The sequence below is a fragment of the Chryseobacterium sp. MMO-72 genome, assembly GCF_037146035.1.
In the GTDB taxonomy this organism is placed as follows: Bacteria; Bacteroidota; Bacteroidia; order Flavobacteriales; family Weeksellaceae; genus Chryseobacterium; species Chryseobacterium indicum.
Window position 1 is genome coordinate 63,999 of the sequence record NZ_JBBCWG010000006.1, and the last position, 16,670, is coordinate 80,668.

Here is a 16,670-nt window from a genome sequence, read left to right on the forward strand (position 1 = left end):
CTGCTGCAAAACCAACAACAGCGCTACACCGAGACTGCCCGCAAACGCAGGAAGTCGGAGTACAGTTTTACCCAAAAACCTTTACCCTTCGAAATTCCTTTACGCCTAAAGGAAAGCCGAAGTACGCTAAAAATCACCCCTAAAAGTACAGGCTTTCTTTTAATTTTCCAAATTATTTTCATCCCGAAAGGAATTTAAAAAATGCAAAAGGTTTCTCTGCCAAAGATCGGGAAGCGCTGTTGTTCTATTTGGCAAACTTTTGTCATCAAAACAAACGGATTTTAGAATTTTTTAAAGGGCTTGTTTAAGCTTTTTTATAAATAAGAATATTCTTGTTGGAAAACGCTAAGGCGCAAAGTTTTTTATTAATATCAAATCTTTTAAGGCGCAAGAAAATCAAAGATTTTCAATAAAGGATTGGTGTTTAAACTTTTTTATAAATAAGAATATTCTTGTTGGAAAAACGCTAAGGCGCAAAGTTTTTTTATTCGTATCAAATCTTTTAAGGCGCAAGAAAATCAAAGATTTTCGATAAAGGAGTGATGTTAATTTTATCGCAGATAAAATCCTTGCGTCTTAAAATAAGGCTGTATTTAATGAATATTTTGTACCTTTGCGATGGTTTTAACTATTAAGGTAAATTTTAAGAATAAGAATCTATATAAATATTGGAAAAACGCTAAGGCGCAAGATTTGATAAAAGTCCTATTCTTTTAAGACGCAAGGAGAAAATCAAAGATTTTCTTTTATAATGTTGATGAATAATTTTATTGCAGATAAAATCCTTGCGCCTTAAAGCATACCATTTTAAAATGACTTCGCACCTTTGCGAAAATCCAACCTGTTGAAACCAACCTATTAAAATTCAAAAAACGATAACCCAAAAACAGACTCATGAAAAAGAAAAAAACAGATTTCGAAGCCAAATTCTGGTCAGGAACGAGAAAACATACCGCCATAAATTTACTGGAAACGTTTTTCCAATTCAATGATCCTGCTGCAACGAAAGAAACCCTCAATGAAATGGTACAATCTTCAGTACAGAAAAACACCCGAATTGCAAAAGAACCCGCTGAAATTTTCTATTTGTATCAATCGTTGCGGTCATTCATTCTCGTCGCTCATCAGATCGCGAAAAAAGCTAAAAAAGGAAAGTTTAAAAACTCAACGGAAGTCAGTTTTCCCAAAACAGCAATAAGCCTTTCAGAGAAAGAACAACGGAATCCGTTGCGCGTATTTCAGAACGCTTTTAAAGTCTGCTCTTTGCAGGATTTTGATGATTTTCTGTCGGTAACAGCTTATTTCTCGTTGGGAAATTTCAGTTGTGACACGGAAAAGAAGATCATCATTCCCTACTTCCAGCTCATAAAATTACTGGAAGCCGCCCCGCTGATTGTGGAAAATTGCCATAAAAAATGAAGGGATAAGGTTGGCTGACCGGAGTCGGTTGGCTGAGCGGAGCCGAAGCCAACCGCAGACTGTAATGAATTGTAATGTTGGCTTCGGCTCCGCTCAGCCAACTGCAATGGTCTGTAGAATAAAACGAAGAATCAAAATGGAACGAGTAAAACCGTTGGCTTCGGCTCCGCTCAGCCAACCATGATGGTCTGTAGAATAAAACCCAAAATCACAAAGGAACGAGCAACACCGTTGGCTGAGCGGAGCCGAAGCCAACGACAACCCTCATTTATTTCAGGACAGAAGAACTTTCACAAAGATTTCCCGTAAATTTGTAAGACTTGAATTCTCAATTATGAATACCAAACAGGAAAAACTGGAAGCTTTCGGAAGATTATTAGACATTATGGACGATCTGCGCGAAAAATGTCCGTGGGATCAGAAACAGACGCTGGAATCCCTCCGCCATTTAACGCTGGAAGAAACCTACGAACTTTCGGATGCCATTTTGCAGAATGATCTGCAGGAAATAAAAAAGGAGTTGGGAGATGTGTTGCTTCATCTGGTTTTTTATGCCAAAATAGGCTCTGAGAAAGGCAGTTTCGATATTGCGGATGTCATTAATTCTTTAAACGAAAAATTAATTTTCCGCCATCCTCACATTTACGGAGACACAGAAGTTAAAGACGAAGAGGAAGTAAAACAGAACTGGGAAAAACTGAAACTGAAAGAAGGAAACAAATCTATTCTGGGCGGCGTGCCGAAAAGTCTGCCGAGTCTGGTAAAAGCCTATAGAATTCAGGATAAGGTAAAAGGAATCGGTTTCGAATTTCATGATGCGGAAGATGCGTGGAAAAAAGTGGATGAAGAAATTCAGGAGTTTCATGCGGAAACCGATCTGGATAAAAAAGAGCAGGAATTGGGCGATGTATTTTTCTCATTAATCAATTATGCCCGGATTTTAGGAATCAATCCCGATTCTGCTCTCGAAAGAACCAATCTTAAATTCATTTCAAGGTTTCAGAAAATGGAAGCTTTAGCTGTGGAACAGAATCTGAATCTTGCCGATCTTTCTCTGGAAGAAATGGATGTTTTGTGGGAAAAAGCTAAACGTTTACAGTAAATGAAGGTACAGAACCCGACGCAGAACAGATTTCAGTATCTCCTGGAGTTTAAGCAGACGGAAAGGAAATGGCATTTTCCTTTTCTTGCCGCGCTGTGCATCGGAAGCTGTCTTTTCATCGGATATTTTTTAGGAAAACCAAATTACGGCGCACTTTCAAGTTTGGGCGCTTTAACGATTTTATATTTTACTTCGGCGCCTATTACGCAGAGAATGATTCATCTCGCGATCTGTGCTTTCGGGATTGTTTTTTCCTTTACGGTAAGTTCTTTTTTCGGGTTCAATATTTATTTTGCTGCGCTGTCGGTTGCCGTTATTTCTTTTCTGGCGCATTTTATTTCTTCGTATTTTAAAATTCCGCCGCCGGGAAATTTTTTCTTCATCATGGTCGCAGCAATGGCGAGTACATATAAGTTTGATCTGGAAATGATCCCAACAAGAGTAGGGTTGGTTGCAATGGGAGCGATACTTTCCTGTTCCTTTGCTTTTCTGTACTCCGTTTTTATTGAAAAAAGCAAAGTGGTAACCGTACCGAGAAGAAGTTTCAACAAAAGAAGATATACGAAGTTTGTAGAAAGCACCATCATCGGGTTTTTTATGGCGCTTACTTTAATCATCGGTCATTTGCTTGAATTTAAAAATACTTACTGGATTTCCATCGCGGCAGTCGCCATTATGCAGGGAAGGAATTTTGAGCACGTCCGACAAAGAAATATGCACAGAATTCTGGGAACTTTCATCGGAATTGGTTTGGCATGGGTGATTCTGCTTTTTAATCCCGAAAAGATCATCATGATCGTTATTATCACCGTTTTACAGTTTATTATTGAATTATTAATTGTAAGAAACTACGGTTTTGCAGTGGTTTTCATCACGCCCTTAACGATTCTTCTGGCGGAAACCGCAAGTGAAATTCATCATGATGTGGAAATTTTAATGAAGGCAAGAGTTTTGGATACCATTATCGGAAGTCTTATTGGTTTGGCGGCAGGATTTTTTCTCCACCATCAGCAGATTATTAATAAATTAGAGAAAAATATAAGGTTCTCTTATTTTCAGTTTAAAAAATTAAAAAAATAAATATGTTGCGCATCGTCGTTTTATCGTCATTTTTACTGTTGAGCTGTAATCCCAAAGCTCAGGATGCTCCCAAAACCGGTGATCTGAAGGTTGAATTTTCTTTGCCTAAAAAACTAAAGGAAGTTTCCGGCATTACTTTGTCTCAGGATAACAATACCATCTGGGCAATTGAAGATCAAGGAAATAAAAACGTCATTTACGGACTGGACAGAAAAGGAAATTTCACGAGTGACGTTTTGGTAGAAAACGCAGAAAATCACGACTGGGAAGATATTACGAAGGATGCCGCCGGAAATATCTACATTGGCGATTTTGGTAATAATGATAACGACAGGCAGAATTTATCCATTTTAAAAGTTGATTTAAAAGATGCCTCACAAAAATCCACAAAAGTAATCCAGACCACAACATTTCATTACGAAGGACAGACGGAATTTCCGCCAAAAAAATCCAACTGGCTGTATGATTGTGAGGCTTTTGTAGAGATGAATGGAAATTTTTACCTTTTCACCAAGAACAGAAGCAAAGGTTTCGATGGTACTTTTTTAGTTTTTCAGGTTCCTAACAAAGCGGGAGATTTTGAAGCAAAACTGATCGGAAAACTGAAACTTTCCGGAGGATACAGCGATGCGGCAATTACTTCTGCTGCTATCAACAGCAAAAATCAAGTAGCATTGCTCACTCATAAAAATGTTTATGTACTTTCCTCCTTTTTTGATAAAAATTTTGAAACCTATATATTGCAGAAACATCCCTTGAACCACAATTCTCAAAAAGAAGCTATTCTATATCTTGACGATAGAACAGTTTTAATTGCCGATGAAAAGGATGGAAAAGAAGGAGGCAACATTTATAAATTTCCTCTTTAAATAAAACAAAATCCGCAGAAACTTTCTGCGGATTTTTATTTTATAATTTTAAAAAGTCATTCCCACGCCTCCTGAAACTCTTCCTCCGTCGCTTCCGTAGAAATAATTCAGTCTCGCAGAGAACATTTCTACAATGCTCAGCCATAGTCCTCCTCCTACAGACTGATGCCATTTTTTTGAATCTTCATGATCGTTCCATACTCTTCCGACATCATAGCCCAGTAAAAGCCCCATATTGGCAGGAACAATATTGTTTCTTACCCTGCCAAAATCCCATCGGATCTCCGAATTATTGGTGAAATAGGATTTCCCTGAAAATCGGTCGTTTCGGAAAGCTCTCATTCCGTTGTTCCCACCGATTGCCGCAGCCTGATAAAAATCAAAATTATTATTGTTAATCCACATTCCGTTGCTGGAATTGGCAAGTACGAAATTGCCGCGGTTGTCTAACCTGTGATTGATGGAAAGGGTACCTTTTAAGATTAAAAAGTTCCGCTTCGTATCGGCAAGGTCTGTTTTCCAGTCGGCATTTACTTTAAATTCCATTCCCAAAGTAGGAAACGCGTTGTTATCCTGATTTTTATAACTAAATGTATAATTTCCTCCCGCAAACTGCTGATTATCGAAAACTTCGGGTCTTACATCCGGCGAAAGATCTACAAAACGGTCTCCGTTCCGCTGTACTTTATTATTTTCAAAAGTCAGCTGAAACTGGTTGAAAATATTATTCCAGCTTTTTTGGGAAACAGAAGGAGCAAAATTTATTTTAGAGATCTTTGCCCTGTTGAATCTTCTGTCATCTTCTTTTTTATCATACATACTTTCATTAGACAATCCGAAGAAGTTTTCTGCGAAGCGCGGTGTTGTAAATCCTGCATCAAGATTAAAATCCCAGCTTCCGATTGCTTTTTTGAAGATCCCTTTATAATATGCATTAAAGCCGCCTGTAGCCGTGTAATAATTAATTTTCAGGCTGTGCGTTTGGGTAAACGGAGAACGGATAAAATTATTTACGGTATAATTCAGTAATACACCGAGAATTGCTCCGTCATCCGGAGTGTAATCTGCATTTGGATATCCTGCAAAAAAATTATACTTCGGATGTTTGTAGTTATAGGTATTAATGTCGTAATCGTCGGAAATATTTTTAGTTGCTCCTTTTGTATTATAGGTGTTTTTCTGCGATTTAAAATCGTAAATCTTTACTTTGCTTCCATTGGCAACATTGTACGTATCATGATTGTAGCCTCCGATCAGCCGGATGTTCATTTTGGGTTTTCCGTCTCCGGAAACTTCGTAAATGTCATCATCTTCAAGTCCGTAGATCCAGAGTTCCTTTGTTTTGGAATCATCATATGTTTTTTCGAAAACCAGTTCCGGATTTTCTTGGTTTTTATCAAGTTTATATTGTTTTACATTAACGGTATTTGCCGTTTTTGTAATCACAAATTTGTCCGGATTTACGGTTCCCGTTAAAGGAACTTTCTCCTGCAGCACATCGTAATATTGTGAAGCATAAGTCTCAAGTTTTGTTTTTCTTGATTTTAGTTTTCTTTGAATGTCTGCAATGGTTTCATCCTGAACTTCTTTCGGGAGATTGGTAAAAGCTTCATCAATATCTTTATCCGATAAATGTTCCTGAATGTATTTTGCCTGAGCAATCCAGTCTTCGTTTGTAGAGCTTTTTAAGAAAATCAGATCCAGAGGATAGGGTTCCATAGCAAGCCATTTTACATTTTTAATGTCATCTTTAAATGTTTTCATATGGCGTATTGCCGGAATATTCATGATGATCTTAAAAGCAGCACCGTCATATTTACTGAAAGCCTGATCTCTGTCTCTTGCAATCGGTTTATAGATTACCTTATCTCCATCTTTATATTCTGCCCATTTCCATTGGTCGGAGTGTCTGTCCCAGTCTCCGATCAGCATATCAAAAATTCTTGCCCTGATGTACGTCTCTTTATCTACAGAATATTTGTAATTTTTATTTAAATTTTTCAGCACATCATCTGTAGAAAGAATATCTTTTGCATCATCAAGCGATGCCAGAGTTTTCGGATCAGATGAAAAACGCTCTTCAATCATGTATAATTCATTACCATAATTCAGATTGTAATGTCCCAGAGCTTTTTGTCTGGGAATATAAAACAATCTCGGATTGCTGTGGTAAAGATGAATTTTATCTGCCAGATTTCCGACTGCAAATGGCGTAAACGGATGATTGGCGGTATAGAAATCCAAAAGGAACTTTTCAGGAAATGTATTATCCAGCTCGTTTCCGAAGGTGCTTTTCTTGAAAGCCATATTATTCAGAAAACGGATCGCACTTTTTTTAACACCTCTCATCACAAATTCCTGTCCGTCCTGCGTTTTCAGCCTTAAACTATTAGACTGGTTTCCGCCGCCTTCTCTGAAAGGAATATAACCTCCGTCCAGCGTAGAAAGATTGGCGGTTGGAGCTTCAATAAGCATTCCGTAATATTTTCGGTAATGTTCTCCCCAAAGCCATGTATAAAATTTCCCTTTTTGCGTTAACTTTTCAGGATAAATGGTAGAAATAACTGTCGGAGGGAAAGAATCGGGATAACTGTTAACGAATTCTTTCGGCTTATCGATCACCTGAATAAGGGAAAGCAGTTCCGGCGTATTGTTTTTTGTTGAAAAATATTCTACATCCGAGCTTTTATCTTTTCTGATATTTAAAACAGCAAAACCGCTTCCTCCGTAAGAAAAATCTGTTTTTTCGCCAATGGTTGCAGGATCTACCTTAGAACCGGCGCCGCTTATAATCTGTCTTATGTTTCTGAATTCGTGATACTGAAGATTATGATCGTGTCCGGAAACAAAAATAATATTTTCCTTTTCCTGAACAATACTTTTTAATCTGTTGGCTAAATCTGCGTAATGCTGGTTGTTGATATCTTCCGGATTTGCACCCGATGAACTTCTTACGATATTAATAACACTTGCAAGTCCGGGTAACGGGATTTTACTATTCAGAGGAAAAAGATTGGATTTCACAGAAGTGTATCCTGCATGAGTTCCGGTGCTGATAATCGGGTGGTGAAGCGCAACGATAATTCTTTTGTCCTGATTTTTATTAATTAAATCTTTAAACTCCGTGAAAAGGTCTTCCCGCGTTTTAACATCACAGTTTTTATTGATTCCCGGATATTTGTCCCAGTTTACCAAAGCCCATTCTGTGTCTATAACAATCAGTTTGATGTCTTTTGTCAGGCTGATGTCATCAATAGGACACGCATTTTTTGGTAAAAATCCTTTTTTATCGTTTAAATAATCTTTTACCAGTTCTTCCTGTGCTTTTAGACCATCCAGTCCGTTATACCAGTCATGATTGCCCGGAATCACCAGAGTTTTTCCTTTAAAGTTTTTGGCAATAGATAGCTGATCTTCCAGTTTTTGTTTTGCCAGAGCATAATCCTTATCAGATTTTTTCGGCATTCCGGACGGATAGATATTATCGCCCAAAAAGATCAGCATCGAATTGCTGTCTGCTTTTTCCAGCTGGCTTTTCAGCAGATTCAGAGTATTTTGTGCCTGTGCTTCGTCTGCATTTCCGGCATCTCCGATGAGGAATATTTTAAAATCGCTGTCAGATTTTATATCAGAATTTTTAATTTCAGATAAGTTTTTACCCTTTTTTACGTTATATGTTGCGCAGGAATAGAGAACTCCGGCAGACAATGCTACTCTGATAATAACAGAAGTATTTTTTAGATGAGTTTTAAAGGATAAATTCATAAATTTACATTAATAAAATTTCGATGATGAATATTTTAAAAAAAGCCAAAGACTATGTCGAAACCTTATTCAAAGATAAACTATCTTCAGTATATTCTTATCATAATTTTATACATACTACCTTTACAGTAAATAAGGCCGAAGAAATTCTCAAAAACACTCCGGTTTCTGAAGAAGATCAGGAAAAAGTGATTCTGGCTCTCTGGTTTCATGATACAGGTTACATAGAGTGTGCCAAAAATCATGAAGAAGCAGGAGTAAAGATTATGAAAGATTTTCTGCAGCAGGAAAACTATCCCGAAAACTATATCGAAGATGTTTCCAAGCTTATTTTAGCAACTAAAATAACGTACGTTCCGCAGAATCTTCTGGAAAAAATAGTGAAAGACGCAGACTGCAGTCATTTTGCAAGCCACGATTATAACGACATTTCCGATGCATTGAGGAAAGAGTGGGAGCTAACCAATGTACGATGCTATTCTAACGACGAATGGAATGCCGGAAATCTGGATATGCTGAAAAATAAACATCAGTTCTATACAGAGTATGCAAAAAAAGAATGGCAGCCTTTGAAGGAGAAGAACATCAAAAAAATTAAAAAGAAATTGGAAAAAGACGAGGATAAAGAAGAGGGTTCTGAAAACAAAAAGTCAAAGGAAAAAGAACCGAAATCCGACAGAAGTGTAGATACTTTATTCAGAGTCACTTTAAGCAACCATACAAGACTGAGTGATATTGCCGACAGCAAAGCGAATATCCTTCTTTCTGTAAATGCCATCATCATTTCGGTCTGTCTTTCTGTTCTGGTTCCGAAACTGGATACGCCTAAGAATTCTCATCTTATCATTCCGAGTTTTATCCTGCTTTTATCTGCGGTTCTTACTATCATTTTTGCCATATTATCCACAAAACCGAATGTAACCAAAGCAAAATTCAGCTTACAGGATGTTGCCGACAGAAAGGTGAATCTTTTATTCTTCGGGAATTTCAACAGGATGATTTTTGATGATTATCAGAATGCAATGAATGTTCTCATCAAAGACCGCGATTATATCTATGATTCTATGGTGAAGGATTTGTATTTTTTAGGAAAGGTTTTAGACAGAAAATACAGGCTTTTATCCATTACCTATAAGATTTTTATGGCAGGAATTGTAATTTCTGTTTTGTCTTTCGGATATGCTTTTTTAAGCCTCTAAATAGAATGTAAAAAGATTAAAGCTCATCCGGATCGGATGAGCTTTTTATTGTGCCAGAGATACTCTTAATGCTAAAAGTCCTGTAATACCCTGCAAATCTTCTACTTTTAAGAATTCAATATCATTCCGGAGAACTCCTTTCTTTTGTAATTTATTGATGTAATCGAGATATTCTCTCTGGTTTTCCATACCAAAATAAACGATGGTTATTTTTCCGGGGCAGGTAATTCTGTCGGTGGAATCTTTTACGTGTGCTTTATCAAGGCGTTTTTTGATGATTTCGTAATAAGAATTGTAAGCTCCGTCTACATCAAAACGTTTTTCGTCCATTCTGAAGCGGATATCTATTTTTTCGTTATACACAAAAATCAGCGAAGCAATATCAAGACAAACTGGAAGATCTTTCTTAAAATTATGGAATTCAATTTCCATATTGCAGATGGTCTTTAGCTGCCAGTAACGAAGTTTATGTACAATTTTGGAATGGTAATGCAGTTCGGGAGCAATATTCTGTCCGGTATACAAATTATGCTCCACTCCATCAGATTTAAACCTTTCATAATAGTGCGGAAAAATCTGCTGTGCCTGTATTTGGGCTTCATCCAGAACATCCGCAAGTTTTCTGTTAACCAGTGTTATAGAATCATCCAGACTTTTTCTGTTGGCGTAAAACAGATCGGTCTGATGGAAAACCTGTGCAAAATAATCTTTAATTTTAGCTTTTACTTCACTGGAAGACTTTATTTCCAGTTTCGCCTGAAGATAAGGATGAATTTCTTCCCTTAATAATCGCTGGAACCTCTGTTCGGTATCAGCTTTTATTTCATTATTGAGCTCATTTTCGAAAATATCTAAATCCGGTAAAAATTTTTCCGAGTCCGATTTGGTTAAATTAAAAATTGCATGAAGAGATTCAATCTGCTGGTTGAGGTCTTCGAGCATGAGATTATATCTTTTTTCCGAAGAAGAACGGATGTCTGAAAATCCGAAAAGCGGCGTCAGATTTTTAAAAGAAATCTCCTTTAAGGAATACATTTTTTTACCAAGAGAGGCGTTAAAATACTTTTCAGCCTCGTTTCTGAATTTCCATACCACACTGTCGTGAATCGTGGTATATTCACGCTGTATGATTGCTTCAATCTGATAATTTTTTTCAAAACTGAACCGGCTCAGCGAGAAAATAATCATGTTGCTGAACGATTCCATTTTTTTTAATTTCAGACCGTTGAAACTGTTGGGAATGGGGGAAGTAAATTCCATAATAGCCAAAAGCTCATTGTCTTTCACAATCGGAATGACCATAAAGCTATTGATCTTATTTTCCTTCAAAATACTGAAAGAAGGTTTCGCTTTTGCCTCTTCCTCAAGATAGTTGAGGTTAGAAACTACAATGGGCTTTGGATTATAATGCAGATTGATGATGGTGCTTTTTCTAGTGTCTTCGTCAATAGAATTAATCCAGAAATTCAGCACATGATTGGTGAAAATATTTTCATAGACCGGCATTTTTTCCAGTTTCTGTTCTTTCTTGTTGTAAAGCATCAAACCAAAATTCAGCTCCGGAATATCAAAATATGACTTAAATATTTCAATAAGATTTTTGTCCTGCGAGAAATTTTCAGTATCTACTTCAATCATAGTAGATTTTAGATCAGAGAGCGCAATTTCACTGGTGCAGTCAACCAGAGAAATGATAGTAAATCCTTTTAAGATCCAGGATTCCGGCGGAAAATGTTTCTTCCACAGTTTAAAGTCGTCTAAATTTTCCAGCAGAATATCCAGTATTTCATCGGAAGGAATTTTTGTGCCTTCTGCAGGAAATATTTCTGTAAAATCGGCGTTCACCGTTATTTTATAATGCTTCATGATTCCCTGCGCATTGGGAATATCATAATAAAAAGGGATGGTACTTTTTATATCTTTTTTGAAGTAACTCTGTAAAATAAGACAGCAGCAGAAAACATAGAATTCATCATCATCAATATCACGCAGCCCGATTTCAAAATCTTTCCCGGCATCTTTCAAAATCGCTTTAAAACGATCCGTGTAATTAAAGGTGACATTGGAAATCGGAACGCTTGCCGCTTTTATTTCGTTATTGGTGAGTCCGGTAGGGAAGAGGTCTGCAAGAAGAAGTTTGATGAGGTCTTCATTTTTTTCCAACAGAGATATATCCTGAAATCCGTTGCGGAATTCATTGAAGTTTTTGGTTTTCTCAATTAAAGATTCAGCATAATTGGCTCGGTATTCCAAACGGTCATTATATCGAATGTGTTCCAACACATCCAAATATTTTTTGAACGAAATAAAAACCTGAAATGGAGTGTCTTTTTTATATAGCTGTGACACAAAAACTGAAATTTAGAGTAAAGGTAAAAAAAAAACCACAACTTAAAGGTTGTGGTTCTCTATTTTAATATGATTTTTTATAATCCGAACAGTCTTGCAAACAGATCAGGGAAAACTCCCAGAACAACAATTAATGCAATAACAAATACTCCTACGATGTTATACGTAATCGTTACTTTCTCTGAAGATTTAAATGTACTTTCTTTGAAGAAGAACATGGAAATAATCAGTCTTAAATAATAAGCAATGGAAACGGCTGAACCTAAAACAGCGATCAAAACAAGGAAAACTCCGTGTTGAGAATTCATTGCCTGAGAAAATAAAGAGAATTTCCCCATGAAACCTGCGGTTAAAGGAATTCCTGCCATTGAAAGCATAGAAATCGCCGCTGTAGCTGCCAATAAAGGTTCTGTTTTTGCCAATCCTTTGAAAGCTCCGAAAGACGTTTCTCTTTTCAGTTTTTCAACATAAATCAGACACATGAATACTCCTACTGTTGCCAAAGCGTAAGCAAATAGATAAAACGCTAAATTGTAAGTAGAAAGACTTGTCATTCCGAAGAATACCAATCCGATGTACCCTGCGTGAGAAACTGAAGAGTATGCCAACATTCTTTTTGCATTCGTCTGAGCCAGTCCCATAACGTTTGCCAAAAGCAATGTGATGATTAAGAATACTCCGAAAACATTGATCCAGTTTTCTGTAACTCCGCCAAATCCTATTGTCATTAATCTGAACAGTGCGAAAAATCCTGAGATTTTTACCACACTCGCCATGAAAGCGGTGATTAATGAAGGCGCTCCGTAATAAACATCCGGACTCCACATGTGGAAAGGCGCCAATGCAACCTTAAACGCCAATGCGCAAAGAATAAGAAGGACACCTAAGATGAACATGACATCTTTAGGGTTTGAAACTCCGAAATCCTGAATTTTATATAAATCGAAACTTCCTACACTTCCATAGATGAATGCAATCCCGAATAACAGGAAACCTGTTGCGAATGCACCCATAAGGAAATACTTGATGGAAGCTTCGTTGGATCTCAAATCTGTTTTGTTAGCTCCCGCCATTACATATAAAGGAATAGAAAGAATTTCAACTCCTAAGAACAGCGTTACCATATTCTGATATCCGAAAAGGATAATCCCGCCACAAAGAGCGAAAAGCATTAAAGCATACAATTCAGACTGGTGGCTTCTGTGGTTGCTGAATGCAAAACCGCCCAGAAAGAATAACAATAATGTCGTTACGATTGATATTTTTGTGAATAGCGCAGTATTGGCGGTGTAGTCATACATATGTTTGTACTGTCCAAAGAAAGCACATTCCGGCATGAAACTTACCCATAATGCGATGATTAATCCCAAAATCCCAATGTACCTTGCGAATTTCCCTTGTTCAAAAACTCCTGAAAATAACGCAACAACTGCCGTTAGGAAAACAATAATTAAAACACTCATTTCTTAAAATATCAAATTAGCTTACCATTGATTGGTAGATAAACTTCAACGAACTATTCACCATTTCGATTATCGGTTGTGGGAAAATACCAAATACAATCACAAAAACCGCTAAACTTGCCAATACAGAGAATTCTGTTGCGGAAAGATCTTTTACTGTGCTTAAAACAGCTTCATCGCCCTGTCCGAACATTGCTTTTCCGTAGAATCTCAATAGATATACCGCACAAAGAATTACGGTAAGACCTGCAATTACTGCTGCCAATCCGTTAAAATCGTACACTGATTTCAGCAGAATAAATTCTCCGATGAATCCATTGGTCAACGGAACTCCCATTGAACCTAATATAATGATCAGAAACAACACCGCAAACTTAGGAGCAACTTTCGCTAAACCTCCCATCTGTCTGATGTCTCTTGATTTAAATCTTTTGTATAAAATATCGCAGCAATAGAACAAGCCTACAACGTTAATACCGTGAGCAAAAGTCTGTACCAAAGCTCCTTCAGCACCTTCGATATTGAAGTTTCCTCTTAAGGTTATCACCGCTGAAGCAAAAATACCTGCCACCATCAATCCAACGTGAGAGAAAGAAGAATATGCAATAATTCTCTTCATATCAGTCTGGATGATCGCAATTAAAGCCCCGTGAACAATTCCCACAATAGCTAAGATAATCACAATCTGTCCTGAAATTCCTGCAATCGGAAGGGGAGTGATGGGTAATAAATAACGCATAACTCCGTAGATCGCCATTTTCAGCATGATTCCTGATAAAAGCATTGAACCTTGTGTTGGCGAATAGGTATACGTATCCGGCTGCCACGTGTGGAAAGGGAAAACCGGCAATTTTACTGCGAAAGCAAAGAAAATGAACCAGAATACAACGGTTTGTTGTGTTTCGTTTAACTGGGCATTATATAAATCTGTCAGCGCAAAAGATGCAGAGTGATTGTATACATAAATCAATCCTGCTAACATGAATAATGATCCAACGAAAGTATAAACGAAGAATTTCGTAGTGAATTCAAATCTTTTATTTTCCTGACCCCAGATTCCGGCAATAAACCAGATCGGAATCAAAGTAACTTCCCAGAAAATGTAGAACAGCAAACCGTCCAGCGAAGTGAAAACTCCTACAAGACCGAACTGCATCAGCAGGATCAAACCATAGAATGTATTTCTGTAGGTTACATTTTCGTTAAAAGAAGATAAAATAATGATAGGCGCCAGAATATTGGTTAACAATAAAAGAAGTAAACTCATCCCATCGATTCCGAAGTGAAGAGAACTCTTCATAAATTGTGACCAAGGATAGTTGATCTCGTGCTGCAATACGCTGTCTACCGTAGGATTAAAATTAAAATCCGCAGTGATGTAGAAGGTAATCAGCATTTGTACCAACGCAATTCCCAGTGCCAAATATTTGCTGGATTTATCTTTCCATGCAAAAACTAATCCCGAACCTACCAGAGGTAATAGTAATAGTGTTAATAATAAACCAGACATTATTGTAATATAAAGTTAACAATCAGTATAATTCCCACAGCCAAAGACATGATTAAGATGTAATTCTCAACATTTCCGTTCTGGATACGCTTCATGGCTTTTCCGCTGTCTTCAGCTCCTTCACCTACGAAGTCCACAAAACGATCAAGAATCCCTTTATCAAACATCTTTCCTCCGCGTCCTAATCCTTCAACAGTTTTTACAATTAATGCATTGTAAATTTCGTCAATGTATAATTTTTTAGCAGACAGTTTTTCCCATCCTGTGTACTGCTGTTCCGGTAACGCCTGTTTTTTCTTATTCACATAAGTATTTTTAACAAGGAACCAAACGCAGAAGAACATTACAACTGTTGCTCCTAAAAGTATCATTTCAGTCCCAAACGGAACTCCCGAAAGAGTTGCTTCCATTTGTTTAAAGCTTTCCTCTGTAAGAACCGGCTTCAGCCATTCCATTAATTTGGCATAATGACCGTGACCGATGAAGTGAGGAAGGTTAATTAATCCACCCAAAACAGAAAGAACAGCCAATACGATCAATGGTAATGTCATATTCGAAGGACTTTCGTGTAAGTGGTGTTTTTGTTCTTCTGTACCTCTGAACTCTCCGTGGAAAGTAAGATAATACAATCTGAACATATAAGTAGCCGTAACAGCCGCTAAAACAAATAAAATTACCCAGTATACCGGATTTTTAGCAAAAGCCGCTACTAAAATTTCGTCTTTAGAGATCATCCCTGAAAGCAATGGGAATCCAGAGATTGCCAATGTTCCGATAAGGAATGTAGCGTGTGTGATCGGTATGTATTTTTTCAGACCTCCCATAAAACGCATATCCTGTTCATTGCTCATCGCATGGATTACAGAACCTGCTCCCAAGAACAATAATGCCTTGAAGAAAGCGTGTGTCATTACATGGAACATCGCAGTTGTATAAGCTCCAAGACCTAATGCGATGAACATGAATCCTAGCTGAGAAACAGTAGAATATGCCAGTACTTTTTTAATATCGTTCTGACGAAGTGCGTAGAATCCAGCTAAAGCTGCCGTTAAGAATCCGATGAATAAAATTACTCCCTGAACGGTAGGTGCCAAAGTGAATAAGAAGTTGGATCTTACCACTAAATAAATACCCGCCGTTACCATCGTTGCTGCGTGAATTAACGCTGAAACCGGAGTAGGTCCCGCCATCGCATCCGGCAACCATGTATATAATGGAACCTGAGCAGATTTACCGGTAGCACCTATAAATAAACTCGTTGTAATGAAAATGATTACCGTTCCGTCCAATTCAAATTTTCCTGCATTTTCTTTGATTGTTAAATAATCCACAGCATTCGTCTGTGAAGCTAACATGAAAATACCGATCAATAAAGCAAGGTCACCAATTCTGTTCATGATGAACGCTTTTCTTGCCGCTTTACCATACTCTTCGTTGGTGTACCAGAATCCGATTAGTAAATAAGAACACAATCCTACACCTTCCCATCCGATGAACAGGATTAAGTAGTTGCTTCCCATTACCAATAGTAACATAGAGAAGATAAACAGATTCAGATAAGTGAAAAACTTATAGAAACCTTTATCGTGGCTCATATATCCGATAGAGTAGAGGTGAATTAAAGATCCGATTCCTGTGATGATCATCACCATCATTAATGATAACTGATCGATCTGGAAACCGAAATTAATCTGAACTCCGTTTACTCTGAACCATTCAAAAGCTTTTACAATAACAGGCTGGCTTTCCGAATCAAAATTCATGAAAATACTTACTGCGATGCAGAAAGATGCAAAAACCATTACTGTAGCTAAACTACCAACAACAATTTTTGGAAGATTTTTTCCGAAAAGTCCGTTTATAAGAAAACCTAAAAGTGGTAAAAGTATTATTGCATACACTAAATTTTCCATT

10 protein-coding genes are annotated in these 16,670 nt (G+C 37.3%); 5 read left to right on the forward strand and 5 right to left on the reverse strand.

Annotated features, from left to right (window positions below; all coding sequences use genetic code 11):
• The first annotated feature begins 894 nt into the window (after positions 1-894).
• From WFH39_RS10300 to WFH39_RS10315, 4 genes are all read left to right on the forward strand, one after another.
• Complete coding sequence (locus WFH39_RS10300; RefSeq protein WP_336689833.1) at positions 895-1,419, forward strand: hypothetical protein; 525 nt, start codon at positions 895-897, stop codon at positions 1,417-1,419.
• 334 nt (positions 1,420-1,753) lie between these two features.
• A complete protein-coding gene (gene mazG, locus WFH39_RS10305; protein WP_336689834.1) occupies positions 1,754-2,521 on the forward strand; it encodes a nucleoside triphosphate pyrophosphohydrolase in 768 nt (255 codons plus the stop codon).
• A complete protein-coding gene (locus WFH39_RS10310; RefSeq protein WP_336689835.1) occupies positions 2,522-3,601 on the forward strand; it encodes an FUSC family protein in 1,080 nt (359 codons plus the stop codon).
• A gap of 2 nt (positions 3,602-3,603) precedes the next feature.
• A complete protein-coding gene (locus WFH39_RS10315) occupies positions 3,604-4,470 on the forward strand; it encodes a hypothetical protein (protein WP_336689836.1) in 867 nt (288 codons plus the stop codon).
• Between the two features lie 48 nt (positions 4,471-4,518).
• On the opposite strand, the gene WFH39_RS10320 is transcribed toward WFH39_RS10315, so the two are convergent.
• Positions 4,519-8,235 (reverse strand): metallophosphoesterase, encoded by a 3,717-nt coding sequence (locus tag WFH39_RS10320; RefSeq protein ID WP_336689837.1) that lies wholly within the window; start codon positions 8,233-8,235, stop codon positions 4,519-4,521.
• Between the two features lie 26 nt (positions 8,236-8,261).
• Between WFH39_RS10320 and WFH39_RS10325 the strand changes: the two genes are divergently transcribed.
• Positions 8,262-9,434: a Pycsar system effector family protein gene (locus WFH39_RS10325; RefSeq protein ID WP_336689838.1), complete on the forward strand. Its 1,173-nt coding sequence runs from the start codon at positions 8,262-8,264 to the stop codon at positions 9,432-9,434.
• A gap of 45 nt (positions 9,435-9,479) precedes the next feature.
• Here WFH39_RS10325 and WFH39_RS10330 read toward each other — a convergent pair whose 3' ends face one another.
• The 4 genes from WFH39_RS10330 to nuoL form a co-directional block, all read right to left on the reverse strand.
• Positions 9,480-11,783, reverse strand: coding sequence for a GAF domain-containing protein (locus tag WFH39_RS10330; protein ID WP_336689839.1), 2,304 nt, complete (start codon positions 11,781-11,783; stop codon positions 9,480-9,482).
• A gap of 77 nt (positions 11,784-11,860) precedes the next feature.
• A complete protein-coding gene (locus WFH39_RS10335) occupies positions 11,861-13,246 on the reverse strand; it encodes an NADH-quinone oxidoreductase subunit N (protein WP_336689840.1) in 1,386 nt (461 codons plus the stop codon).
• Positions 13,247-13,262: 16 nt separating this feature from the next.
• The gene (locus WFH39_RS10340) at positions 13,263-14,756 is read right to left on the reverse strand and encodes a complex I subunit 4 family protein (protein WP_235132829.1); all 1,494 of its coding nucleotides are present in this window, start codon (positions 14,754-14,756) and stop codon (positions 13,263-13,265) included.
• Positions 14,756-16,669, reverse strand: a complete 1,914-nt coding sequence (gene nuoL, locus WFH39_RS10345; protein WP_336689841.1) for an NADH-quinone oxidoreductase subunit L — start codon at positions 16,667-16,669, stop codon at positions 14,756-14,758. The genes WFH39_RS10340 and nuoL overlap by 1 nt, the downstream gene beginning before the upstream one ends.
• Position 16,670 lies beyond the last annotated feature (1 nt).

Bases quoted from the DNA above. Each gene is read 5' to 3' on its own strand.
- WFH39_RS10300 (WP_336689833.1), top strand. From the start codon at position 895: ATGAAAAAGAAAAAAACAGATTTCGAAGCCAAATTCTGGTCAGGAACG.
- WFH39_RS10325 (WP_336689838.1), top strand. From the start codon at position 8,262: ATGAATATTTTAAAAAAAGCCAAAGACTATGTCGAAACCTTATTCAAA.
- WFH39_RS10310 (WP_336689835.1), top strand. From the start codon at position 2,522: ATGAAGGTACAGAACCCGACGCAGAACAGATTTCAGTATCTCCTGGAG.
- mazG (WP_336689834.1), top strand. From the start codon at position 1,754: ATGAATACCAAACAGGAAAAACTGGAAGCTTTCGGAAGATTATTAGAC.
- nuoL (WP_336689841.1), bottom strand. From the start codon at position 16,669: ATGGAAAATTTAGTGTATGCAATAATACTTTTACCACTTTTAGGTTTT.
- WFH39_RS10335 (WP_336689840.1), bottom strand. From the start codon at position 13,246: ATGAGTGTTTTAATTATTGTTTTCCTAACGGCAGTTGTTGCGTTATTT.
- WFH39_RS10315 (WP_336689836.1), top strand. From the start codon at position 3,604: ATGTTGCGCATCGTCGTTTTATCGTCATTTTTACTGTTGAGCTGTAAT.
- WFH39_RS10340 (WP_235132829.1), bottom strand. From the start codon at position 14,756: ATGTCTGGTTTATTATTAACACTATTACTATTACCTCTGGTAGGTTCG.
- WFH39_RS10320 (WP_336689837.1), bottom strand. From the start codon at position 8,235: ATGAATTTATCCTTTAAAACTCATCTAAAAAATACTTCTGTTATTATC.